Source organism: Flavobacterium palustre (genome assembly GCF_014639535.1).
In the GTDB taxonomy this organism is placed as follows: Bacteria; Bacteroidota; Bacteroidia; order Flavobacteriales; family Flavobacteriaceae; genus Flavobacterium; species Flavobacterium palustre.
Window position 1 is genome coordinate 1,125,539 of the sequence record NZ_BMGA01000001.1, and the last position, 23,425, is coordinate 1,148,963.

The following is a 23,425-nucleotide window of genomic DNA, read 5'->3' on the forward strand; positions in this document are numbered from 1 at the left end:
TAAATACTATTTTTTCTGACTTAAAAAAAGTCCTTAAAATAAGGAATATTTAATAAATTAGTTTTAATTTAACATAAACTAAAACCGCTGCAATGTTTAAATTTTGGACTTCCATCCTTATTGTTTTTTCTCCAATATTTCTTTTTTCTCAAACAGGAATAGACTCATTATTAGAAGAGTTAGATGCTACTATAGACAAAAGTGAATTTTATCATAGTAAAAAAGAGGCTGAAATAAATAAGCTTCGCAGCCTGTTGAAACTGACTTCTACAGAAGTTCATAAGTATGAAATTTATGAAAAGTTGTTTACGGAGTTTAAGTTTTATCAATCGGATTCTGCTTTAAATTACGCCAGAAAAAGTCTGGCTGTAGCCAATACTCTGAAAGATTTAACTAAGATAAATACGGCAAAGATCAATTTGGCTTCCATAATGGGAACTTTGGGTATGTACAAAGAAGCCACGGATATATTGTATCGGTTTGATATCAAGTCCACTCCCGAAATTAAGAGTTTGTATTATGGCGTAAATAGTTCTATTTACCTTAATATGGCTGAATATGCGGCATCAAATCAGGAAAAAAGAAGGTATGATGAATTGACTATGAAGTACCGGGATTCAACATTTCAGTCGGATTCTGTTGGTTCGAATTCCTATTTTATTACTCAGGCGAACAAACTTTTTGAAAAAGAAAAATACGATGAAACTATTAAGCTTTTAGAAAATTATTTTTCTAAAATGGATGATAATAATACTGATAAAGCAGTAGTTGCATACATAATTTCACAAACGTATTTTAGAAAAAAGGATTTTGAACAGGAAAAAAAATGGTTGATTCTCTCGGCTATTTCCGATTTGCAATTAGAGAAAAAAGAATATATTTCCCTTCGTTCGTTAGCATTTATGATGTACAAAGAAGGTGACATTGACCGGGCTTACAAGTACATCAAACGTTCTCTGGACGACGCTCTTTTTTGTAACGCACGTTTAAGAACCTACGAAATTTCAAAGATGATGCCCATCATTAATGATGCTTATCAAAAACAAAATGATACTAATCGCAATCAATTAATTACATTTTTAGTCAGTGCCAGTATTTTATCGTTGTTTCTGATGGTTGTTTTGTTTTTGTTGTTCAAGCAGATGAAAAAATTGTCGAAAGCCAAGCAGGAAATCAGTTCGACAAATGCTCAATTAGTTGCGTTGAATAATGAATTGCATCTTTTTAATGAAAAACTCAATGCAACTAATAATACACTCAAAGAAGCTAATTTGGTAAAAGAAATTTACATCGGTCGCTATATGGATCAGTGTTCGGTTTATATCAGTAAATTAGACGAATACCGTCGAAAACTAAATGTCATTGTCAGCAGTGGAAAAACTGCCGAATTGGTAAAAGTGATAAAATCGAAAGAATTTATCGAAGAAGAATTAAAAGAATTTTATCACAACTTTGACAAAACTTTCTTGTTACTTTTTCCTAACTTTATTGAAGATTTCAATAATTTGTTGGTTGACAATGAGGATATTAAATTAAAACAAGGCGAGTTAATGAATACCGAGCTGCGAATTTTTGCATTAATTCGTTTAGGGATTTCAGACAGTGTGAAAATAGCTGAATTTTTACGTTACTCATTATCAACTATTTATAATTACAGAACTAAATTGAGAAATAAAGCTTTAGGACCTCGCGATGAGTTTGAGGCCAATGTGATGCGTATAGAATCAACAAATAAGTAATTTTCTTTTTTTGCTTATAGTTTATCTTCTTTTTTTGAGAATAAATGTTGGTTTTTAAACTACAGATTTACTACTTTTTTGATTCTTTAATTTTTGTTTAATTTAAAGTAAATCAGTTAGTTGTGGTGTTTTTATGCTGTTTTTGACTACCATTTTTTATCAATAAAAATTAGTCGGATGAAATCAGTATAAATTTGGTTATCGAATGCTTTTTTAAGCAAATTATTAATCTATTAATATAACCAAATGAAGAAATTCTATTTATTAACGCTGTGCTGTTTTGCATTAGTACATACCACTTTTGCGCAGCAGTTAAAATCACCTAACCAAAAATTCCAAATGGAGTTTTCTCTGCAAAGTGATGGTACGCCTGTTTACAGTTTAAATTACAAAGGGAAAGTTGTTGTAAAACCCAGTAAATTAGGATTAGAACTAAAAAATGATGCTCAGTCATTATTAAACAATTTTATAGTTGCAGATTCAAAAACCAGCACTTTTGATGAGGTGTGGAAACCGGTATGGGGCGAAGTAGCCTCAATTCGCAATCATTATAATGAGTTAGTGGTAACTTTAAATCAAAAAGTTAGCGAAAGACAGTTGATTATTCGTTTTCGTTTGTTTGATGACGGACTTGGATTTCGTTATGAATTTCCTGCACAAAAGAATCTGACTTATTTTGTAATCAAAGAAGAGCGTTCACAATTTGCTATGGCGGGAAATCACACTGCTTTTTGGTTGCCGGGTGATTATGATACTCAGGAATATGATTATACTACATCAAAATTATCTGAAATTAGAGGTTTAACTACAAAGGCCACTACCGAAAACGTATCTCAAAAAACTTTTTCGCCTACAGGAGTTCAAACTTCTTTGATGATGAAAACAGCCGATGGATTGTACATCAATTTGCATGAAGCAGCTTTAATCAACTATTCTTGTATGCACCTGAATCTGGATGACAAAAATATGGTTTTTGAATCCTGGTTAACACCAGATGCTAATGGAGACAAAGGCTATATGCAGGCACCGGATCATTCGCCTTGGAGAACCATTATGGTTAGTGATGATGCCAGAGAAATTTTGGCTTCAAAAATGACTTTGAATCTGAATGATCCTTGTAAAATAGAAGATACTTCCTGGATTAAACCGGTTAAATATGTTGGGGTTTGGTGGGAAATGATTACTGGGAAAAGTTCCTGGGCTTATACAGATGATTTTTCTACAGTACAATTGGGAGTGACTAATTATGCTAAATCAAAACCTAATGGTAAGCACGGAGCGAATACAGCTAATGTGAAAAAATACATTGATTTTGCTGCCAATAATGGATTTGATGCCGTTTTAGTAGAAGGGTGGAATGAAGGTTGGGAAGATTGGTTTGGTCATTCTAAAGATTATGTTTTTGATTTTGTAACTCCTTATCCTGATTTTGATGTAAAAGGAATTCGTGATTATGCAAAATCTAAAGGGATTAAAATGATTATGCACCATGAAACTTCAGGTTCTACACGTAATTATGAGCGTCATATAGATAAAGCGTATCAGTTTATGAAAGACAATGGGTACGATGCTGTCAAAAGCGGTTATGTTGGTCCAATTCTTCCGCGTGGTGAAAATCATTATAATCAATGGACGGTAAATCATTATCAATATGCAATTGAAAAAGCTGCCGATTATAAAATTATGGTCAATGCACACGAAGCAATTCGTCCTACAGGAATTTGCAGAACTTATCCTAATTTAATTGGAAATGAATCAGCAAGAGGAACCGAATATCAGGCTTTTGGTGGTTCTAAACCTAATCATGTTACCATTTTGCCATTTACCCGTTTAATAGGCGGGCCAATGGATTATACGCCGGGTATTTTTGAAATGGATATTAGCAAATTAAATCCGGAGAATACTTCTCACTTAAACAGCACTTTGGCTAATCAATTGGCATTATACGTAACTATGTACAGTCCGTTGCAAATGGCTGCCGATTTACCAGAGAATTACATGCGTTTTGCTGATGCCTTTCAATTTATTAAAGACGTAGCTGTGGACTGGAGTGACAGTAAATATTTAGAAGCTGAACCGGGAGAATATATTACTGTTGCCAGAAAAGCTAAAGGGACAAACAATTGGTTTGTGGGCAATGTAAATGGAGAAACTTCACGTGTTTCCACCATTAAATTTGATTTCCTTGAAAAAGGCAAAAAATACGAGGCTACTATCTATGCTGATGCAAAAGATGCGCATTATAAAACTAATCCGCAGGCTTATACTATTCGAAAAATAAAAGTCAATAACAAGTCTGCATTGTCACAGTTTTCAGCTCCGGCTGGTGGTTATGCTATAAGTATTATCGAAATTAAATAGCTATTTTTAAATCTTTTTACATAAAAAAACCGCAAATCTTTAATAAGGTTTTGCGGTTTTTTGTTTAGTGGAGAATACCGGATTCGAACCGGTCGCCTCTACGCTGCCAGCGTAGCGCTCTAGCCAAATGAGCTAATCCCCCTGATTTTGTTTTGAACTGTCGCCTTCCCGAATGCTTTCAGGACGCTCTAGCCAAAGGAGCTAGAGCCCCAAATGGAGCTGCAAATATAGTATTTTTAGAATTCAAAAAACATCTTTTTAAAAAAACTATTCTTTCTGTTGAATATTTATAACTTTACCTGATAATCCATCCCAAAATGAATATGCAAGAAACTAAAGGTTCATTAATTACTACGATTGAAGATAAAATTGCTACAGTTGAGTTTGGTCATCCGGCAAGTAATTCTTTTCCTCGTGCATTATTGGAATTGTTGACTTCTGAAATTGATAATCTAAGTGCTAATGACGCTGTTAATGTTATTGTTTTAAAGAGCAAAGGAACGGCTGCTTTTTGTGCCGGAGCTTCTTTTGATGAGCTTTTGCAGGTTTCAAATCAGGAAGAAGGTTTGGCGTTTTTTTCCGGATTTGCACATTTAATTAACGCCATGCGTCGTTGTTCTAAGCTCATTGTTGGACGTATTCACGGGAAAGCTGTTGGGGGAGGAGTAGGGATTGCGGCAGCCTGCGATTATGTTTTTGCTACAGATAATGCTTCCGTAAAATTATCTGAATTAGCTATCGGAATTGGTCCTTTTGTCATAGAACCTGCCGTGAGTAGAAAAATAGGAAAAACAGCTATGACCGAAATGACTTTGGCAGCACACGAATGGAAGTCGGCGACTTGGGCACAGCAAAAAGGATTGTATGCTGAAGTTTTTGAAACTCCGGAACTTTTGGATGAAGCTATTGTTGATTTTGCTTCTAAATTGGCTTCGTATAATTCAGAAGCTTTATTCGAAATGAAGAAAGTCTTTTGGGAAGGAACGGAGCATTGGGAGTTACTTTTGTTAGAAAGAGCCGCGATTACAGGAAAATTAGTGTTGTCTGATTTTACTAAAAATGCGTTGGAACAGTTTAAGAAATAAAAAAAGGAAATTCCAATATTTTTAAATTCCAAATTCAATAAAAAACTCAAAACTATTGGAATTTGGAATTTTTCTTTATTTGGAATTTATTATTTAAACAGTTATTAATTCGTAAATTTGCAACCTAAAATTCAAATCGATGAGTAAAATCAGAATTACAAAACAATTTAGTTTCGAAACCGGTCATGCCTTATACGGTTACGACGGAAAGTGTAAAAACGTACATGGTCATAGTTATAAATTGTCTGTAACGGTTATTGGAAAACCTATTACCAATCGAAATGATGTAAAATTTGGGATGGTGATTGATTTTTCGGATTTGAAAAAAATCGTCAAAGAAGAAATTGTAGATCAGTTTGATCATGCTACTGTTTTTAATGAAACAACTCCGCACGTTGAGTTGGCTCAGGAGTTAAAAAACCGTGGACATCATGTGATTTTAGTTGATTATCAGCCTACCAGTGAGAATATGGTTGTCGATTTTGCTCAAAGAATTATTCGCAGATTACCGGCAGGAATCACGCTTTTTTCTTTAAAACTACAGGAAACGGAATCTTCCTTTGCGGAATGGTTTGCCAGCGATAATTTGTAGAAATTCTAATTTTTTAAATTCCAAATTCCCTACGCATAACTCATAACTTCTCTATGAAAAAAGTCTATTTTGCATCCGATCAACATTTTGGAGCGCCTACAGCCGAATTGAGTTTTCCCAGAGAACAGAAATTCGTGGCCTGGCTTGACGAAGTGAAAAAAGATGCCGAAGCTATTTTTCTTTTAGGAGATTTATTCGATTTTTGGTTCGAATACAAAACGGTTGTTCCTAAAGGTTTTGTGCGTGTTTTGGGTAAACTCGCCGAAATTCGCGACAGCGGAATTCCTGTTTATTTCTTCGTAGGAAATCACGATTTGTGGATGGATGATTATTTTGAAAAAGAATTAAATATTCCGGTTTATCACGATAATCAGGAATTTACTTTTAACGGAAAAACTTTTCTTATTGGTCACGGTGACGGGAAAGGTCCCGGCGATTTAGGGTACAAACGCATGAAAAAAGTGTTTACCAATCCTTTTTCGAAAAGGCTTTTCAGGTGGTTACATCCCGATATTGGAGTGCGTTTGGCGCAATACCTTTCGGTTAAAAACAAGTTGATTTCAGGAGAATCAGATGTGAAATTTTTAGGTGAAGAAAACGAATGGCTGATTTTGTATGCCAAACGAAAGTTAGAAACCAAACATTATAATTATCTGGTTTTTGGTCACCGTCATTTACCGATGATTCATGCTGTAGGCGAAAATTCCGATTATGTTAATCTGGGTGATTGGATTACGTATTTTACTTATGGTGTTTTTGATGGAGAAAATTTTGAAATTAAAAAATTCGAAAATTAATTTTTTCCTTCGCCATTCAAATAACTTTCTAAATTTATTCTGAACAAAGTTCCGTTGACCAAATCCTTAATCTTATTTAATTCGTCCATAGATACAGATAAATCAATTTGATATAAAGGAGTTTTTAGTAAAAATTTGCAATTACTGTTTTTTAGCGCACAACCTTCGCAGCAGCTGTTTTTAGTAATGCTCTGATCGATTAAATGCTCAAACTCTCTGAGTTCGTTTATAGAGAAAAATAATCCAATTTCCTTGAATATTAACTGCACTCTGTTAGGGATATTTCCTTCTTCTTTTTCCCAAAAAAAAGCTATTCCCAGACTATTTAAATAGATTTGGTGTATTTGTTCCATAAATTTAAAATGTAAGAAACAAATATAATTATTTTATTTTTATTAATTCTAAATAAGAATAGTTAAATTAAAGAAGATTTCAGGATTTTTTGTTATGCTTCTTTTTCGTGTTCTTCAATGTCTTTAGTTAAATCTAATTTTCGGAAAGTAGGAGAGATAATTCCGGTAGTTAAAACCACCAAAAGAGTCATGCTTCCGCCAAAAACAACTGCTGTGACCGTTCCCATTAATCGGGCGGTTAATCCGCTTTCAAATGCGCCTAATTCATTGGAAGAACCAACAAACATAGAATTTACCGCCGAAACTCTTCCGCGCATATTGTCAGGAGTTTTGATTTGTAAAATGGTTTGACGAATCACTACCGAAATGCCGTCAAAAACACCGCTGAAAAATAAGGCAAAAAGCGACACCCAAAACAGCGTAGAAAGTCCAAAAATAATAATGCAAACTCCGAAGCCAAAAATAGCTCCTAATAATTTCATTCCGGCGTTTTTACTCAAAGGAACATAAGCAGTAATTAACATGGTCAGGAAAGCACCCACAGCCGGAGCTGCTCTTAAAAAACCAAAACCTTCCGGGCCAACTTTTAGAATATCCTGAGCAAAAATGGGTAAAAGTGCAACTGCGCCACCAAAAAGGACGGCAACCATATCAAGTGTTATTGCTCCTAAAACCGTTTTATTGTTAAACACAAATTTGATTCCTTCGGTTAAGCTTTGCATTACAGGCTCACCAATTTTCGGATTTAAAATGGGTTTTTCACTTATTTGCGATAAGGCTAATAATGCGATAATCGAACAGGCAAAAACCAGACATAATGACCAGTGAACGCCCATTAAAGTAATGGAAAATCCGGCTACAGCAGGTCCTACAACCGAACCAATTTGCCAAACACTACTGCTCCAGGTGGCAGCATTAGGATAGACTTTTTTCGGTACGATTAAGGATAAAAGCGAGAAAATAGTTGGACCAAGAAACGCTCTGACCAAACCGCCTAAAAATACCAGAAAATAGATGAGGTATAATATAATTTGTTTTGAAAAACCTTCAACTACGGCAGGCCAGGTGAGCAGGAAAAGACCAAAACTAATTACCGAAAATCCAAAGATACATTTCATTAATAAACCTTTCTTTTCTTTTTGATCTACAATATGTCCGGCAAATAATGCCAATGAAACAGCAGGAATGACTTCCATTAAACCGATAATTCCCAGAGATAGTGCGTCTTTAGTAATGCTGTAAACTTCCCATTCGATAACGATAAACTGCATCGACCAGGCAAAAACCATCGCAAAGCGCAGCAGTAAAAAAGTATTAAATTCTTTGTAGCGCAAGGCAGCGTAAGGATCTTTTTTATCTAATTTTTTTGAATTCATTATTGAATACTTTTTAATCGTAATTGTGTTGAAACATTACCATTCCATTCGTTTTCATCAATGCAATAAGCAATTTGAAATGGTTTTTGATTTGTAGTTAAGTCTATTTTGTTTCCTAATCCAAAACCTATCGCAGCAATTCCTTCCGTTTCGGGATGCTGAGGTTGTTTTACAAAGAGCTTTAAATGTTCTTCATTTGCTCCTAATTTTTTAGCATAACCGGTATCGATGACATTTTTAGTCAGGAAAACCGGTGTCATATTCATAGGGCCAAAAGGTTCAAATTGTTTTAAAATCCTAATGAGTTTCGGAGTAATGTCCGAAAAATTAATTTCAGCATCAATTTCAATTTCCGGAATCAATTGGTCAGGATGAATGGTTTTTTGCACTTGTTTTTCAAAAGCTTCTTTAAAAGCAGCATAATTTTCGGCTTTCAAAGTCATTCCGGCGGCATACATGTGTCCGCCAAATTGCTCCAAATGTTCCGAACAGGCTTCTAAAGCATTATACACATCAAATCCTTTTACAGAACGCGCCGAAGCGGCATATTTATCTCCGCTTTTGGTGAAAACCAAGGTAGGGCGATAATAGGTTTCGATCAATCGGGAAGCCACAATTCCGATGACACCTTTGTGCCAGTCTTCCTGAAAAACAACGGTTGTAAAATGTTCCTGTTCCTGGTTTTGTTCAATTTGCTGAAAAGCTTCTTTGGTAATGTGTTTGTCTAAATCTTTGCGATCAGCGTTGTATTGTTCTATTTCAGAAGCAAATTGTTGGGCTTGTTCAAAGTCAAATTCGCTTAACAATTCCACGGCATGATTGCCGTGTTTGATGCGTCCTGCTGCATTAATTCTGGGAGCAATGATAAAAACAACATCAGTAATGTCTAAGGTTTGCTTTTTGATTTGGTGAACTAAAGCTTTAATCCCCGGTCTCGGATTGTTGTTAATAACTTGTAAACCAAAATACGCCAATACCCGGTTTTCGCCCGTTATTGGGACAATATCGGCAGCAATGGCGGTGGCAACTAAGTCAAGATAGGGTACTAAATCTTCTATAGTTTGTTCTCGTTTGATTCCGATAGCCTGAATGAGTTTAAACCCAATGCCGCAACCGCATAATTCGTCATAAGGATAAGTACAATCGGTTCTTTTAGGGTCGAGAACTGCAACGGCTTCGGGTAAAGTATCTCCCGGACGGTGGTGGTCGCAAATGATGAAATCAATATTTCTTTCTTTGGCGTAAGCCACATGATCGATGGATTTGATACCGCAATCCAGCGCAATGATTAACGAAAATCCGTTGTCGTCGGCAAAGTCAATTCCTTTAAAAGAAACGCCATAACCTTCGTCATAACGATCGGGAATATAAGTTGCTACATGAGGATAAAAACTTTTTAAATAGGAAGAAACTAAAGAAACCGCAGTAGTTCCATCGACATCATAATCGCCAAAAACCAGAATGCGTTCCTGATTTTCAATCGCATTTTCTATTCGTTCAATTGCTTTTTCCATATCTTTCATCAGATAAGGATCGTGCAAATGGTCTAGCGAAGGACGAAAAAAATGTTTGGCTTCCTCAAAAGTTTCAATCCCGCGTTGTACTAATAATTGGGCGACAAAATTTTCTACATTTAAAGCCTGCGCCAAATGTTTGATTTTGTCTTCCGAAGGTTTGGGTTTAAGAGTCCAACGCATTTGATTTGTGATTTTAGTCCCGATAGCTATCGGGATAGATTTTAGATTTCTGCAATCATAAATGATTTATTTTAGTTCCAAAGCTGTCCCTTCAAACTGAATTCCATCCCAACCATGAGTGATAAAATTTCTAATATTTTGGTGATTCGTTCCTTCCGGATCGCCTAAAACTTCATCACGGTAAAAAGCACCAAAACAAGCTAAGGTTTCCGCCTGTGATAAATTTTGTAATTGCGCAAAAGCAAATAATTTACAAGAACCGGAATTAGTTCCTGCTGCGTTATGTGTATTCCCGTTCTGAAAAGCCGTTGGCGTAAAATTGTAGTTCGCTTCGATTACTGCAATGGTTTTAGGGAAAGTGATGGTTTCCGGAGTTTGTTTTAATTTTGAGATAAAAGCTTCTATATTCATTTTGTATAATTGTTATTCTTCTTCTTGTTCTTCTTTTTGAAATTTATTTTTCTTGGCTTCTTTTACAATCGTTTTTCCGGCAACTACCACAACAATTTCACCACGTGGAGCTGTTTTTTCAAAGTGCGCCAAAACTTCTTTTGCCGTTCCTCTGCGGTTTTCTTCGTGTAATTTAGAGAGTTCTCTGGAAACACATATTTGACGGTCTTCACCAAAATAAGTCACAAATTCAGCTAGTGTTTTTACTAATTTATGAGGCGAAACATAGAGAATCATCGTTCGGGTTTCTTCGGCTAGTTCTAAATAACGGGTTTGACGTCCTTTTTTTTCGGGTAAAAAACCTTCGAAAACAAATTTATCGTTGGGCAAGCCGCTGTTGACCAAGGCTGGAACAAAAGCCGTTGCGCCCGGAAGGCATTCTACGGCAATTCCGTTTTCAACACAGGCACGGGTTAACAAAAAACCGGGATCAGAAATAGCTGGGGTTCCGGCATCCGAAATCAGTGCGATATTTTCGCCCGCTTTTAATCGTGAAATTAAATTTTCAATCGTTTTATGCTCATTGTGCATGTGGTGACTGTGCATGTGAGTACTAATCTCAAAATGTTTTAAGAGCTTTCCACTGGTACGCGTGTCTTCGGCAAGAATCAAATCGACTTCTTTCAGAATCCGAATAGCTCTAAAAGTCATGTCCTCAAGATTGCCAATGGGCGTGGGAACGATATATAATTTTGACATAAATTAGTTTAAGTAATGGCCTTCGAATTTAAATTACACGAACTATTAGGTTGAAAATTCGTGTAATTGAAACAGATTAGATTTCGTGTCAATTTGTGAAATCGGTGTTTAACTTTTTTTGAAAGCAAATGTTATTTTGTTTTAAAGAAACTTTTTTTCAATGATTTCCATAAAGCGTTCTTCATATTCTTCTTTTCCTTCCCAGTTGTTGTAGTCCGGTTTTACCATATCGTCAATGAAACTTTTGGTTTCGTAAAAATTATCAAATGTGATTAACTGACTCATCACGCGGTTGTAATCCTCGTTGCTGTTGCCAAAAAGATGTTTGACAAATGCAATGCGGTCGTTTAAATCGATTTCAATTCCTTTAGAGAATTTTTCGTTTAAGCTAATGGTTTTTGGTGTTTCCTTTTCGGCAGTTTCTACTGCTTTTTGTACCGGAGTTTCAGCTGTTTCGATTGGTTCAAAAACAACTTCTTTAGCAGGAGCAGGGATTTCATCTACTTTCACAAATTCAGGTTCGTTGTAGCTTAATCCTAATAAGTCTTCAAACGAAATTTGAACTGTTTCCGGTTTTTTAGTTTCTTCTTCCGGCTCTTGTGTAAGTTCGAAAGCAGCTTTAAAAGCAGGAATTGTTATTTTTTCGTTTTCAGTAGTTTCGTTTTCAACTTCTTCCTCAATTGCAGCTTCCTGTTCGTTGAATTCTGCTTCGGTTTCTTCGATTTCCTCTTCTTCGTCCGAAATCAAATCGTCCTCTTCATTTTCTTCCTTTTCAGAAATAGTTTCCTCTTCTGTTATTGCTGTTTCCGGGCTGATAATTGCTTCTTCCTGTTCTGCTGTAGTTTCTGCAATAGCTTCTTCGGTTATATTTTCTGCAATAATAGTATTTTCGGTTTTTTCAGCAGTAGTTTCCTCTGCTAGAGCTGTTTCTTTATCAAAAATAGTTTCAATTTCTTTTTCAATTTCACTATAGCTGCCTATTGTCGGTTTTACATCGGCATAATTTTCGTCTATAAATTTTAAAACAGAGAGTTTTTCATATAGTTTTTGGGTTTCCAAATACAATTGATTGATGTCGGATTTATCTTTTAGTTGTAAAATTCTGTGGGCAATGCTAATTAAATCGGCTTCTAATCTTTTTTTCATAATAGTTAAATTATAGTATGTATTTTGGCGAATGTCTTTAAGTTTATTCAATAGCGGAAGGCTTTCAAGGATTGTTTTTAATAAAACACTCATAAACCTTCGAATTGCTAAAAATTTTCTACTTTTGAGAAAGTGTAAAAGTATAAAATCTTAAGTCGATTATACGATTACAAAGTAATAAAAACTATTCATTTTTTAAGTCAGAAAAATACAAAATGTTTCTCGAAAATACAGTAAATCATAAAGAGCAGTTTGGTTGGATTGAAGTTATTTGCGGTTCGATGTTTTCGGGTAAAACGGAAGAATTGATTCGTAGATTAAAAAGAGCCCAATTTGCCAAACAAAAAGTAGAAATTTTTAAACCCGAAGTCGATACACGTTACCATCAGGATATGGTGGTTTCGCATGATGCGAATGAAATTCGTTCCACACCGGTTCCGGCAGCGGCTAATATTGCTATTCTGGCTCAGGGTTGTGATGTGGTTGGGATTGATGAAGCGCAGTTTTTTGATGACGAAATTGTGACCGTTTGCAACGATTTGGCTAATCAGGGCATTCGTGTTATTGTGGCGGGGTTAGATATGGATTTTAAAGGAAATCCTTTTGGACCGATGCCTGCTTTGATGGCTACAGCCGAGTATGTAACAAAGGTTCATGCGGTATGTACCCGAACAGGTAATTTGGCACATTACAGCTTTAGAAAAACAGCCAATGATAAATTAGTGTTGTTAGGGGAAACCGAAGAATACGAACCATTAAGCCGAGGAGCTTATTTTGAAGCCATGCAAAAAAGTCAGGAAGATTAAGTTTTTCCGGAAGCTAAAATTAAAATTCTGTAAAAAATAAGCAGAATCATATAAAAGGTTTTGATAGGTGTTGGCTGTATCTTTGTTTAGTATTAATATTTAAAAATGTAGGTCATGAAATATATGTATGTATTAGTAGCTTCTTTAATGATTATTTCCTGTAAAAAAGCAGATAAGGAAGGCGTGATGAACGATAATCAGGCAACTGTAGATTCTATCAAACAGGCAAGTATTGATTCTATGAAAATGGAAATGGTGAAGCAAAAAGCCATCGATTCTATGAAAATAGAAATGGAAAAACAACAAGCAGCTAAAGAGAAAGAAGTAGTGGTTGTGAATAATCAGGCGCCAGCTCCAGCAGCCCCGGAAAAAAAGAAATGGAGTAGTACTGCTAAAGGTGCCGTTATTGGTGCAGGAGTAGGTGCAGCAACAGGTGCTATTATCAGTAAGAAAAAAGGCGAAGGGGCTATTATTGGTGGTTTGGCTGGTGCGGGTGTTGGTGCCGGTACGGGTGCTATTATTGATAGTAAGAAAGAATAATTAGATTTAGAATTTATATAGAAAGAGGCTGTTTCATGGATTTGAAACAGCCTTTCTTTTTTTGAAAAACGAGTACTATATTTTATATTTCTGTCACACTGAGCTTGTCGAAGTGCCAGTGTATTGTTAAACGAGGTCTTCGACAGGCTCAGACTGACAAAGGGAATTTTATATTAATTTTTGAAAAACAGGATATTATATCTTTTTTCGCATTCTCGCCACCGGAATATCCAATTGCTCCCGGTATTTAGCAACGGTTCTTCGGGCAATTGGGTAACCTTTTTCTTTTAATAGTTCGGCTAACTGATCATCCGGAAGTGGTTTTTTCTTGTTTTCTTCTTCGATAATATTTTGCAATATTTTTTTGATTTCCAATGTCGAAACGTCTTCTCCCTGGTCGTTTTTCATCGCTTCCGAGAAAAATTCCTTAATCAGTTTTGTTCCATAAGGAGTTTCTACATATTTGCTGTTGGCAACACGCGAAACTGTAGAAATATCAAGACCTACAATATCGGCAATGTCTTTTAGGATCATCGGTTTCAACTTGGTTTCGTCTCCATCAAAGAAATATTCTTCCTGATAGTGCATAATGGCATTCATGGTTACAAACAGCGTTTCCTGACGTTGTTTGATAGCGTCAATAAACCACTTGGCTGAGTCTAATTTTTGTTTGATAAACTGAACCGCTTCTTTTTGAGCCCCTGATTTATCACGGGAATCTTTATAGGTTTGCAGCATTTCCTGATAATCTTTAGAAACGTGCAATGAAGGAGCATTTCTTCCGTTTAAGGTTAATTCCAGTTCGTTATCAATAATTCGGATGGCAAAATCAGGAACTACATTTTCGGTTATTTTTTGATTTCCGGTAAAACCTCCTCCCGGTTTAGGATTCAATTTTTCTATTTCGTAAATCGCTTTTTTAAGCTGTTCATTCGAAATATTGTATTTCTGAATCAGCTTGTCGTAATGTTTTTTGGTAAAAGCATCAAATTGATTTTCGATAATGTCTGCGGCTAATTCAACAGCATCCGTTGGGGTTTTGTGCTTTAGCTGCAATAATAAACATTCCTGTAAATCACGAGCGCCCACACCAGATGGTTCTAATTCATGAATGACATGTAGCATGCGTTCTACCATGTATTCATCGGTATAAATTCCCTGGGTAAAAGCCATATCGTCAACCATGTCGGGAATGCTTCGGCGGATATACCCCATATCGTCAATGCTGCCTACAAGAAATTCGGCAATTTCCCTTTCGTGATCGTCTAATATAAAGGTGTTCAGCTGATTGATTAAATCCTGATGAAAACTGATAGGTGCAGCCAGTGGCGATTCGCGCGATTCATCGTCGTCGCTGTAATTATTCGCTTGTGTTTTATAATCCGGAGTATCGTCGTCGCTTAGATATTCGTCAATATTAATGTCATCGGCATCAATACTTTCGGAGTCATTGTAATCATCATAATCATCGTTTTCAAACTCGTCTTTTTCGTATTCCTCTTCTTCTTTTCCAGATTCCAGAGCCGGATTTTCGTTCATTTCTTCCAAAAGACGTTGTTCAAAAGCCTGCGTAGGCAATTGAATTAACTTCATCAGCTGAATTTGCTGTGGAGATAATTTTTGAGATAATTTTAAATTTAAAAATTGTTTTAACATAATTTGTTTATGGTTTGTTGTTTATGGTTTGTTGTTATAACTAAAAACCATAAACTATAAACATTTTTAGAATTCAGCATTCATTGGTGTTCTCGGGAACGGAATTACATCTCGTATGTTAGTCATTCCCGTTACAAATAATACCAGTCTTTCAAATCCGAGTCCGAAACCGGAGTGAACCGCACTACCGAATCTTCGGGTATCGAGGTACCACCATAATTCTTCTTCATTAATTCCTAAGGCTTTCATTTTTTCGATTAGAACATCAAAACGTTCCTCTCTTTGTGAACCGCCAACGATTTCTCCAATTCCCGGAAATAAAATGTCCATAGCACGAACGGTTTTTCCGTCTTCGTTTAAACGCATATAGAAAGCTTTTATTTTAGCCGGATAATCAAACAGGATTACCGGACATTTAAAATGTTTTTCCACCAGATAACGCTCGTGTTCCGATTGTAAGTCGGCGCCCCATTCGTCAATGCTATATTGGAATTTTTTCTTTTTGTTTGGAGTCGAATTTCTCAAAATATCTATGGCTTCGGTATAAGAAATGCGTTTGAAATTGTTTTCTAAAACGAAATTCAATTTCTCAAGCAAACTCATTTCGCTTCTTTCTGTCTGAGGTTTTGATTTTTCTTCTTCCAAAAGTCTTGCTTCCAGAAATTTCAAATCATCAGCACAATGGTCTAAAGCATATTTGATTACATAGCGGATAAAATCTTCAGCGAGATCCATATTGTCATTCAAATCATTGAAAGCTACTTCCGGCTCAATCATCCAGAATTCAGCCAAATGGCGTGAAGTATTCGAATTTTCAGCTCTGAATGTTGGTCCAAAAGTATAAATCTGTCCCAAAGCCATCGCGAAAGTTTCGCCTTCCAATTGTCCTGAAACCGTTAAATTAGTATGTTTTCCAAAGAAATCTTTCTTGTAATCAATATTTCCTTCTTCGTTTTTTGGCAAATTGTTCAATGGCAACGAAGTCACCTGAAACATTTCACCGGCTCCTTCGGCATCGGCACCTGTTATAATTGGTGTGTTGACATACACAAAACCTTTTTGTTGGAAATAGCTGTGCACCGCAAACGATAATACCGAACGCACTCTCATAATCGCTCCAAAAGCATTGGTTCTTACGCGTAAATGTGCATTTTCACGCAGGAATTCCAACGAATGTTTTTTAGGCTGCATCGGGAATTTCTCAGCATCAGAATCTCCTAAGATTTCTAATTCGGAAACCTTAATTTCGTATTTCTGGCCTGCTCCTTTGCTTTCTATTAAACTTCCGGTTACTGAAACCGCAGCTCCGGTAGTAATTCTTTTTAGAATTTCATCGGGTGTATTTTCAAAATCAACTACGCATTGTATGTTGTTGATGGTCGAACCATCATTCAATGCAATAAACTGATTGTTTCTAAAAGTTCTCACCCATCCTTTAGCATTTACTTCCTCAAGCGTCGTGGTGCTGTTTAGTAAGTCTTTAACTTTTGTGTGTCTCATTTTATATGGCATTGACATTAAAATTGTGCTGTGTTCCATTGCAAATATAAAGGATTTGTTTGGAAATGCCATTGCTGGGAAGGCTGTATTCGGGAGCTTAATCCCGCTTCCCGATAGCTATCGGGACATTCTATCTTTTACTTTTTAAAGAAAAAAGTAAAAGGATGCCGCTTTTATCGGGGCTAGGGTGTAGTGGAATTATAGTTTATCATCAACAAAAGGTTTATTCCACTAAGACACACAAAGGAAACACAGAGCGTCATGAAGATTTAAAAATATATTGCCGATTTATATATTGTCCTTATGGGCAATATCATTAAGTTAAGCGTATTTTGTGTCATTTCGACCAGAGGGAGAAATCACATCACGTGAACAGCTTGTGTGATTCCTCATTCTTCGGAATGACAAAACAGGGAGTGTCTTCCTTAACTTAATGACATTGCTCTATTGGACTTTGTAATGTGCTTCAATTATTTACCCCGAAATAAATTTCGGGGCTATAATAGATGTCGTTCCTACGGAACTAAATGATTGAATCTGTTCGGTAAATTATCTTTTTAATTAAAGTAAGAGCCGTAGGTTTGATATATTTTGTAGGGATGGATTTCAATCCATTCACAATTGACGGTGTATTTTTGAGTGCCGTAGGTACGGGATATAATATTTAAAGTTAATTAGGTTTGAATAATCGCGTTGTAAATGCCACGATTTTTCTTTTAATTAAAGTAGGTACTCGATGAAATCGAGCAGTAGTTGGGGTGTTAGTTTTTTGAAATCAATGTGCTTATATCGAATAGTAAATTCAAATAAAAGCCATAATTTTTGGCTGTGTTATTTTCGCTATTCAAAGTATTTGTTAAATTTCGATCTGCTAAAATTTCTATACTTAAAGATTTAGAAAAATTAACCCCCATTCCAAGAAGAACACCTACATTTGTTTTTTTATAAAAGCCCTCAAGAAGTTCTTGGTCTTTACGAGCGTTTTTATCTAAAATGGAAGTGAATCTAAATCCTCCTGTTAAATAATATCCTTTGTTGTATTCTTTATTTAGATCAAATTTTGTCAATAAGTGTGCTTGCAATGTTTTTAATCTTACTCTTTCAAAAACTCGTCCAGCATTGGGTGTATCGTAACTAGCAACTTCGTTTGTTGTATTGTAGATACCGTATAGTTTTAATCCAAAGTTTTCATTCATAATATATTCTCCAAATAACCCTAAATTGATATCACTATTTGCTGCTCCTCCACTAATTTGACCATCAATTTCTATATCATAGTAATTTCCACCAATTAATAATCCGTAATTAAAGTCTTGAGAATAGCCTTTAAGACTTAAAAGAAAAATAATACATATATAGAAGTTTTTCATTTTTAAAAAATTAATGATTATTAATATAAAATTCAAATTACTACCAATGTCAAGCCAGCTAAAAGAAGACTCTTCTTTCAGTTTCTTCTCAAATATAAAAAACATTTTTTTAAAAACAGAATTTTCTCACTGGATTGCTTCAGAAACATAAAATCCCGTCTCATTCCTAAAAACGAGACGGGATTTTCAATATGAATGTTCTGAAATTTTAACTATTCTTCTCTAATTCCAGAATCAAATTAGCAATAAGTGCCGTCCATCCCGTTTGGTGTGAAGCACCTAGACCTTTTCCGGTATCGCCATCAAAAAACTCATAGAAAAAGTGTTCATTTCTAAAGTGCTCGTCGTTAGCAAATTTATTTTCTTGATCGTCGGCGTGGTATTGAAATTTACCGTTTTCGTTTCTTTCAAAAAGTTTGATTAATCGTTTCGTCAGTTCGTTGGCAATTTCATTGAGGTTCAGTTTGTTTCCGGAACCTGTTGGAAATTCATAGATGTATGTTGGCCCATAAAAAGTATAATATTTTCGCAAGGATTGAATAATCATATAATTCAATGGCATCCAGATAGGGCCACGCCAGTTAGAATTTCCGCCAAACATAGCCGAACGGCTTTCGCCCGGTTCATACTGAATTTGGTGATGACCCTGGTGTTTAAAAACAAACGGATGGTCTTTGTGGAATTTAGAAAGTGAACGAATTCCGAATTCGGATAAAAACTCATTTTCATCCAGTAAACGAATTAAAAGATGCTCTAATCTAAAACCACGCATGATAGAAAACAGGAAGTTACCGTCTGGGTTGGCTTTTTCTAAATTAGAAATTAAGGAAGCAAGATCCGGTCTGGTTCTGATGATTTCGTTGGCTCTTCTTCTAAAATCCTGTAATTGATCGAACAAATCTTTGTGCATGATTTCGACTGCAAATAAAGGAATAACACCCACTAAAGAACGGACTCTCAAACGTTCGGTTTTGCCATTTGACATTTCGACAACATCATAATAGAAGTTGTCTTCGTCGTCCCAAAGTGAAATGTCTTTTTTACCAATATGGTGCATCGCCCAGGCGATGTTTAAAAAGTGTCGGAAAAATTTAGCCGAAACTTCTTCGTAGATTTTGTTGGTTTTTGCCAGTTCGAGCGACATGCGCAGCATATTCAATGAAAACATGGCCATCCAGCTCGTAGCATCGGCCTGTTGCATTTTTTTAATCCCTTCGGGCATGTGATTGCGGTCGAAAACCCCAATGTTATCCAGTCCTAAAAATCCACCCTCAAACATATCTGTACCGCTGGTGTCTTTTTGATTTACCCACCAGGTAAAATTGATGGTGAGTTTTAAGAATGCTTTTTCCAGAAAGGAGGTGTCGGCTTTGCCGGTACGGAGTTTGTCTTTTTCGTAAACTGTCCACACCGCCCAGGAATGTACCGGAGGATTTACATCGCTAAAATTCCATTCGTAAGCCGGAATTTGTCCGTTAGGGTGCATGTAGCTTTCCTGTAAAACTAACAGCAGTTGTTGTTTTGCAAAACAAGGGTCGATTTCAACAAAAGATGCCATGTGAAATGCCAGATCCCAAGCGGCATACCAGGGATATTCCCATTTATCAGGCATAGAAATCACGTGTCGGTTGTTGAGGTGTTGCCAACTGAAATTGCGCAGATTAGTTCGGTGTGCCGGTGATTCTTCGTTGCCACCAAAGAGCCATTTGTGGATGTTGAAATAATAGAATTGTTTGGTCCACAACAAGCCCGAAAAAGCACTTTTTGCAATAGCACGGTGAGCTTCAGGGATTCTTTCGTTGATGGTTTCCTTATAAAAGGCTTCGCATTCTGTTTTCCGTTGGTCAAAAATAGCATCGAAATCATGCCAGGGATTTTCGAGTTCAGTATTGCTCAAACGAACTCGGATGCTTTTTTCTTCTCCCGGATTTAAATCTAATTGGTACCAAATAGCCATTTTAGTACCCTTTTTTTCCGGGTTTACTGTTGGATGCCCGTTGATAATATAGTTGTTAATGCCGTCTTTAACGTATCCATATTCGTTAGCAAATCCATAAATACGTTCGTTATTGGTTTCGTTTTCACAAAATAATTGCTCGCCATGTTCATGGTAAAAATAAAAGTCACCAATTCGGCTGCTTTTGGAAAGGATTGCATTATTGGAAACTGATTCCATATTCGGTCGCGGATGTCGGTTGTTGTGTTTCCAGAAATTACGAAACCAAAAATGCGGCAATACATGGATTTTTGCTTTTTCGTTTCCTCTGTTTACTACAGTCACTTTCATCAGAATATCCTCAATACCGGCTTTGGCATATTCGATAAAACAATCAAAATACGCATTGTCTTTAAAAGTGTTGCTGTCCAGAATTTCAAATTCGTTTTCGTCGCGGCTTCGACGGTTGTTGTTGACTAAATCGCTATAGGGAAATTCGTTTTGCGGATATTTATACAGGTATTTATTGTAAGTGTGAGTAGGAGTGGATACCTGATGGAAATACAATTCTTTGACATCTTCCCCGTGATTTCCCTGATTGTTGGTTAAACCAAATAAACGTTCTTTTAAAATAGGGTCTTTGCCGTTCCAAAAAGCGGGAGCCAGACACAAAATTTCGCGGGAATCGCAAAAACCTCCAATGCCTTCTTCTCCCCAGCGGTAGGCATTGCTGCGTGCTTTGTCGTGGTCGATAAATTCCCAGGCCTCTCCGTGTTCACTATAGTCTTCACGAACGGTTCCCCATTGTCTTTCGGCTAAATAAGGTCCCCATTTTTTCCAATTTTTATAGTTGTTAGCGACAGCTAATCTTTCTGTTTCTGAATTAGTGTGTGCCATATTGTTTGTGTGCTAGTTAGTGGTATTAAAAATCTAAAAACCGATTCTTCAAAGGAACATTTTTCAATGTAATTTATCAGTCGGGTATGAGTAAAAATAAGATTTTTTTCCACAATAGCCCATTCGATGAAACACTATTGTCTAATTGTTGGTATTGTTAAGAAACTTTTTGTTTTTCTAAAAAAAGGAGTGTTTTTTTTGATGAAGTGGTAGCGGTTTTATTCTATTAAAATGCCATCACGATAGCTGGATTTTTGTTCTCCATTGTTTTTGAATAGAATTCCGTTAAATTCTTTACTATTTTTCCATTCGCCTGTAAATTTTTCTCCATTGGCATAAAACATCGTTCCCTGACCATTTTGCCTGTTTCTCATAAAGTTTCCTACGAATTTGTCACCGTTAGGCCAGTTATAAGTTCCCTGTCCGGTTCGACTTCCGTCTTTCCATTCGCCGGAATATTTTTCACCATTAGTATAGTTAATTGTTCCCAAACCGTTCTTATTACCATTCTTAAAATTTCCAATATAGGTTTCATTTATAGAAACATCTGTGAGTGTACCTTTGCCCTCAAATTGGTTGTCTTTCCATTGTCCACTATATTTGGAGCCATTTAGATAGAGAAGTGTTCCTTGTCCACTTTGTTTTCCTAATTTAAATTCTCCGATGTAAATACGGGTATTTTGGTGTAATCGAATTCCGTTGCCATTGAAATATGGACTAACTAACTTGTACTTTTTAGGGGATTTTGGGTCTTTAGAAAATGTTCTTAATTCTGGTTTATTCTTGTTTTCATCGTTCCATTGGATAATAAATTTATCTCCATTTGGAGTGTGAAAAGTGCCAATGCTATCTAAACTAATATTTTTCCAATTACCAATATATTTGATGCCATTTACAAAAGTCATCGTCCCCTGACCATTAAATTTACCGTCCTTCCATTCTCCGCTATATTTATTTCCATTAGCAAAAGTGTAGGTTCCCTGACCATCTATTTTGTCTTCTCTCAATTCTCCAGTATAACTATCATTATTGTCAAATGTTATTGTTCCTTTTCCATCAAATTTATGGTTCTTAAATTCACCTATATATTTAATTCCATTTTTAAATATTTTACTTCCCTTTCCGTTAAGTAAGCCATCTTTCCACTCGCCAGAAATTTCGGAACCATCTTTGGTTTTGTATGTTCCTTGTCCATTTAATTGGTTCTTTACCCATTGCCCATCTGCAATTCCGCCTCGTAAATTTGCTTTACCTTTGCCGTTTGCTTCTTTAACTCCATTATTTTCGGTTATTTCGCCTTTGTAGTAACCACAGTTGTTGGGAAAAGGACAAATATAAATCGAGTCATTTTCAGTGGTTTTATATGTTTTTTCTTGACTAGTTGTGTTTTGTGCCTGACAAATAAAGCTAACTACTAAGAGAAGAAAGGATAAAGGTTTGGTCATTTTAGAATTGGTCTATAATTTAAGCTATTTCAAATGTATTCATTTTTCGAAATAAATTGTAAGAAAAAGCTTTTTTTAAACAAAAAACTTCCTGTTTTTTTAAGGCAGGAAGTTGTATATCGATTAGAAATTGTTTTCTATTTCTTTGGAATAGTTGGATTATCTGTAGTTGGGATAGGGATATTCAGGTTGTAATCAGGGAATCGGGTATATACTTTTTCATTCATATCAAAGAAAACACCCCAGTAATCAGCTCCGTTAACCCATACTCTTACTGTAAAATTAACCGAAGTCCCCAGAGAGGCTAATCCAATAAATGGAGCTGGTTCTTTTAGGATTCGGTTGTCTTCGGCAATGAAATCATTAATGGCTTTTTTGAAATTTTCAACATTATCACCGTGAGAAATTCCAAAAATCCAGTCAACTCTACGAGTGGGCTCAGTAGAAAAATTGGTTAATGCACCTGTTGAAAGTGGTCCGTTAGGTATAATCACTAATTTTTTATCGGCGGTGTTAAGTAATGTTGAAAAAATAGTAATCTCTTTTACAGTTCCAATAAATCCCTGAGCTTCGATAGTGTCGCCTATTTTAAATGGTTTTAAAATCAAAATAATAACACCTCCGGCAAAATTTTGTAATGTTCCGGATAATGCCATACCAACTGCAAGACCTGCGGCTCCAAGGATTGCAACAAACGATGTCATTTGGATGCCAATCATACCCATTACGGTAATGGCAACTAAAACCTTCAGTGTAATGTTAGTTAAACTTCGTAAGAACGGAATCAGGGATTGGTCAATTTTTGATTTTTCCAATGATCTTCCAACTCCTTTGGTAACTAATTTGGTAAACCACAAACCAATTACCAGAACGATAATTCCGCCGACTAATTTAGGTGCGTATTCAAAACCAAAATCGATTGATTTTTCAATGTACTTGTTTACTAGTGTAACTTGTTGATCGATTAACATTTTAATTGT

Annotated in this window: 19 protein-coding genes and 1 tRNA gene; 7 read left to right on the forward strand and 13 right to left on the reverse strand. The window is 35.9% G+C overall.

Features of this window, described 5'->3' with window-relative positions; all coding sequences use genetic code 11:
* Positions 1-92 precede the first annotated feature (92 nt).
* On the forward strand, positions 93-1,739 hold the full coding sequence (susR, locus tag IEV84_RS04470; RefSeq protein WP_188492810.1) for a SusR family glycan utilization regulator: 1,647 nt from the start codon (positions 93-95) through the stop codon (positions 1,737-1,739).
* A gap of 246 nt (positions 1,740-1,985) precedes the next feature.
* A complete protein-coding gene (locus tag IEV84_RS04475) occupies positions 1,986-4,100 on the forward strand; it encodes a glycoside hydrolase family 97 protein (protein WP_188492812.1) in 2,115 nt (704 codons plus the stop codon).
* Positions 4,101-4,168: 68 nt separating this feature from the next.
* On the opposite strand, the gene IEV84_RS04480 is transcribed toward IEV84_RS04475, so the two are convergent.
* Positions 4,169-4,242, reverse strand: a tRNA-Ala gene (locus IEV84_RS04480).
* Between the two features lie 175 nt (positions 4,243-4,417).
* On the opposite strand from IEV84_RS04480, the gene IEV84_RS04485 reads away from it, so the two are divergent.
* From IEV84_RS04485 to IEV84_RS04495, 3 genes are all read left to right on the forward strand, one after another.
* Positions 4,418-5,185, forward strand: coding sequence for an enoyl-CoA hydratase/isomerase family protein (locus IEV84_RS04485; RefSeq protein WP_188492814.1), 768 nt, complete (start codon positions 4,418-4,420; stop codon positions 5,183-5,185).
* A 139-nt stretch (positions 5,186-5,324) separates the two neighbouring features.
* On the forward strand, positions 5,325-5,777 hold the full coding sequence (locus IEV84_RS04490) for a 6-pyruvoyl trahydropterin synthase family protein (RefSeq protein WP_188492816.1): 453 nt from the start codon (positions 5,325-5,327) through the stop codon (positions 5,775-5,777).
* 53 nt (positions 5,778-5,830) lie between these two features.
* Entirely contained in the window at positions 5,831-6,574 is a 744-nt protein-coding gene (locus IEV84_RS04495; RefSeq protein WP_188492818.1) for a UDP-2,3-diacylglucosamine diphosphatase, read from the forward strand.
* On the opposite strand, the gene IEV84_RS04500 is transcribed toward IEV84_RS04495, so the two are convergent.
* From IEV84_RS04500 to IEV84_RS04525, 6 genes are all read right to left on the reverse strand, one after another.
* Positions 6,571-6,927, reverse strand: coding sequence for a hypothetical protein (locus tag IEV84_RS04500; protein ID WP_188492820.1), 357 nt, complete (start codon positions 6,925-6,927; stop codon positions 6,571-6,573). The two genes, IEV84_RS04495 and IEV84_RS04500, sit on opposite strands and share 4 nt — an antisense overlap.
* 92 nt (positions 6,928-7,019) lie before the next feature.
* Positions 7,020-8,303, reverse strand: a complete 1,284-nt coding sequence (locus IEV84_RS04505; RefSeq protein WP_188492822.1) for an MFS transporter — start codon at positions 8,301-8,303, stop codon at positions 7,020-7,022.
* Positions 8,303-10,000 (reverse strand): single-stranded-DNA-specific exonuclease RecJ, encoded by a 1,698-nt coding sequence (gene recJ, locus IEV84_RS04510; RefSeq protein ID WP_188492824.1) that lies wholly within the window; start codon positions 9,998-10,000, stop codon positions 8,303-8,305. Before recJ ends, IEV84_RS04505 begins: the two co-directional genes overlap by 1 nt.
* A 66-nt stretch (positions 10,001-10,066) precedes the next feature.
* Positions 10,067-10,411: a HopJ type III effector protein gene (locus tag IEV84_RS04515; RefSeq protein WP_188492826.1), complete on the reverse strand. Its 345-nt coding sequence runs from the start codon at positions 10,409-10,411 to the stop codon at positions 10,067-10,069.
* Positions 10,412-10,423: 12 nt separating this feature from the next.
* A complete protein-coding gene (gene rsmI, locus IEV84_RS04520; RefSeq protein WP_188492828.1) occupies positions 10,424-11,149 on the reverse strand; it encodes a 16S rRNA (cytidine(1402)-2'-O)-methyltransferase in 726 nt (241 codons plus the stop codon).
* A gap of 141 nt (positions 11,150-11,290) precedes the next feature.
* Positions 11,291-12,295, reverse strand: a complete 1,005-nt coding sequence (locus IEV84_RS04525; protein WP_188492830.1) for a DUF8457 domain-containing protein — start codon at positions 12,293-12,295, stop codon at positions 11,291-11,293.
* A 215-nt stretch (positions 12,296-12,510) separates the two neighbouring features.
* Between IEV84_RS04525 and IEV84_RS04530 the strand changes: the two genes are divergently transcribed.
* Positions 12,511-13,101 carry a thymidine kinase gene (locus IEV84_RS04530; protein ID WP_188492832.1) on the forward strand — a complete coding sequence of 197 codons (591 nt, stop codon included), beginning with the start codon at positions 12,511-12,513 and terminating at the stop codon, positions 13,099-13,101.
* A 114-nt stretch (positions 13,102-13,215) separates the two neighbouring features.
* Positions 13,216-13,641 carry a YMGG-like glycine zipper-containing protein gene (locus IEV84_RS04535; RefSeq protein ID WP_188492834.1) on the forward strand — a complete coding sequence of 142 codons (426 nt, stop codon included), beginning with the start codon at positions 13,216-13,218 and terminating at the stop codon, positions 13,639-13,641.
* A 195-nt stretch (positions 13,642-13,836) separates the two neighbouring features.
* Here IEV84_RS04535 and rpoN read toward each other — a convergent pair whose 3' ends face one another.
* From rpoN to IEV84_RS04565, 6 genes are all read right to left on the reverse strand, one after another.
* A complete protein-coding gene (gene rpoN, locus IEV84_RS04540; RefSeq protein ID WP_188492836.1) occupies positions 13,837-15,297 on the reverse strand; it encodes an RNA polymerase factor sigma-54 in 1,461 nt (486 codons plus the stop codon).
* Positions 15,298-15,363: 66 nt separating this feature from the next.
* On the reverse strand, positions 15,364-16,797 hold the full coding sequence (gene asnS / locus IEV84_RS04545; protein ID WP_188492838.1) for an asparagine--tRNA ligase: 1,434 nt from the start codon (positions 16,795-16,797) through the stop codon (positions 15,364-15,366).
* A 761-nt stretch (positions 16,798-17,558) separates the two neighbouring features.
* Complete coding sequence (locus IEV84_RS04550; RefSeq protein ID WP_188492840.1) at positions 17,559-18,272, reverse strand: outer membrane beta-barrel protein; 714 nt, start codon at positions 18,270-18,272, stop codon at positions 17,559-17,561.
* A gap of 103 nt (positions 18,273-18,375) precedes the next feature.
* Positions 18,376-21,000 (reverse strand): MGH1-like glycoside hydrolase domain-containing protein, encoded by a 2,625-nt coding sequence (locus IEV84_RS04555; RefSeq protein ID WP_188492842.1) that lies wholly within the window; start codon positions 20,998-21,000, stop codon positions 18,376-18,378.
* 218 nt (positions 21,001-21,218) lie between these two features.
* Positions 21,219-22,445 carry an MORN repeat-containing protein gene (locus IEV84_RS04560; RefSeq protein WP_188492844.1) on the reverse strand — a complete coding sequence of 409 codons (1,227 nt, stop codon included), beginning with the start codon at positions 22,443-22,445 and terminating at the stop codon, positions 21,219-21,221.
* A 137-nt stretch (positions 22,446-22,582) separates the two neighbouring features.
* On the reverse strand, positions 22,583-23,416 hold the full coding sequence (locus IEV84_RS04565; protein ID WP_229732598.1) for a mechanosensitive ion channel family protein: 834 nt from the start codon (positions 23,414-23,416) through the stop codon (positions 22,583-22,585).
* Positions 23,417-23,425 lie beyond the last annotated feature (9 nt).

What these genes read in the sequence shown, in the direction of transcription:
- IEV84_RS04530 (WP_188492832.1), top strand. Translation starts at nt 12,511, where the DNA reads ATGTTTCTCGAAAATACAGTAAATCATAAAGAGCAGTTTGGTTGGATT.
- IEV84_RS04505 (WP_188492822.1), bottom strand. Translation starts at nt 8,303, where the DNA reads ATGAATTCAAAAAAATTAGATAAAAAAGATCCTTACGCTGCCTTGCGC.
- IEV84_RS04555 (WP_188492842.1), bottom strand. Translation starts at nt 21,000, where the DNA reads ATGGCACACACTAATTCAGAAACAGAAAGATTAGCTGTCGCTAACAAC.
- IEV84_RS04500 (WP_188492820.1), bottom strand. Translation starts at nt 6,927, where the DNA reads ATGGAACAAATACACCAAATCTATTTAAATAGTCTGGGAATAGCTTTT.
- rsmI (WP_188492828.1), bottom strand. Translation starts at nt 11,149, where the DNA reads ATGTCAAAATTATATATCGTTCCCACGCCCATTGGCAATCTTGAGGAC.
- IEV84_RS04490 (WP_188492816.1), top strand. Translation starts at nt 5,325, where the DNA reads ATGAGTAAAATCAGAATTACAAAACAATTTAGTTTCGAAACCGGTCAT.
- IEV84_RS04560 (WP_188492844.1), bottom strand. Translation starts at nt 22,445, where the DNA reads ATGACCAAACCTTTATCCTTTCTTCTCTTAGTAGTTAGCTTTATTTGT.
- IEV84_RS04525 (WP_188492830.1), bottom strand. Translation starts at nt 12,295, where the DNA reads ATGAAAAAAAGATTAGAAGCCGATTTAATTAGCATTGCCCACAGAATT.
- IEV84_RS04565 (WP_229732598.1), bottom strand. Translation starts at nt 23,416, where the DNA reads ATGTTAATCGATCAACAAGTTACACTAGTAAACAAGTACATTGAAAAA.
- susR (WP_188492810.1), top strand. Translation starts at nt 93, where the DNA reads ATGTTTAAATTTTGGACTTCCATCCTTATTGTTTTTTCTCCAATATTT.
- IEV84_RS04495 (WP_188492818.1), top strand. Translation starts at nt 5,831, where the DNA reads ATGAAAAAAGTCTATTTTGCATCCGATCAACATTTTGGAGCGCCTACA.
- IEV84_RS04475 (WP_188492812.1), top strand. Translation starts at nt 1,986, where the DNA reads ATGAAGAAATTCTATTTATTAACGCTGTGCTGTTTTGCATTAGTACAT.
- IEV84_RS04535 (WP_188492834.1), top strand. Translation starts at nt 13,216, where the DNA reads ATGAAATATATGTATGTATTAGTAGCTTCTTTAATGATTATTTCCTGT.
- asnS (WP_188492838.1), bottom strand. Translation starts at nt 16,797, where the DNA reads ATGAGACACACAAAAGTTAAAGACTTACTAAACAGCACCACGACGCTT.
- IEV84_RS04485 (WP_188492814.1), top strand. Translation starts at nt 4,418, where the DNA reads ATGAATATGCAAGAAACTAAAGGTTCATTAATTACTACGATTGAAGAT.
- rpoN (WP_188492836.1), bottom strand. Translation starts at nt 15,297, where the DNA reads ATGTTAAAACAATTTTTAAATTTAAAATTATCTCAAAAATTATCTCCA.
- recJ (WP_188492824.1), bottom strand. Translation starts at nt 10,000, where the DNA reads ATGCGTTGGACTCTTAAACCCAAACCTTCGGAAGACAAAATCAAACAT.
- IEV84_RS04550 (WP_188492840.1), bottom strand. Translation starts at nt 18,272, where the DNA reads ATGTTTTTTATATTTGAGAAGAAACTGAAAGAAGAGTCTTCTTTTAGC.
- IEV84_RS04515 (WP_188492826.1), bottom strand. Translation starts at nt 10,411, where the DNA reads ATGAATATAGAAGCTTTTATCTCAAAATTAAAACAAACTCCGGAAACC.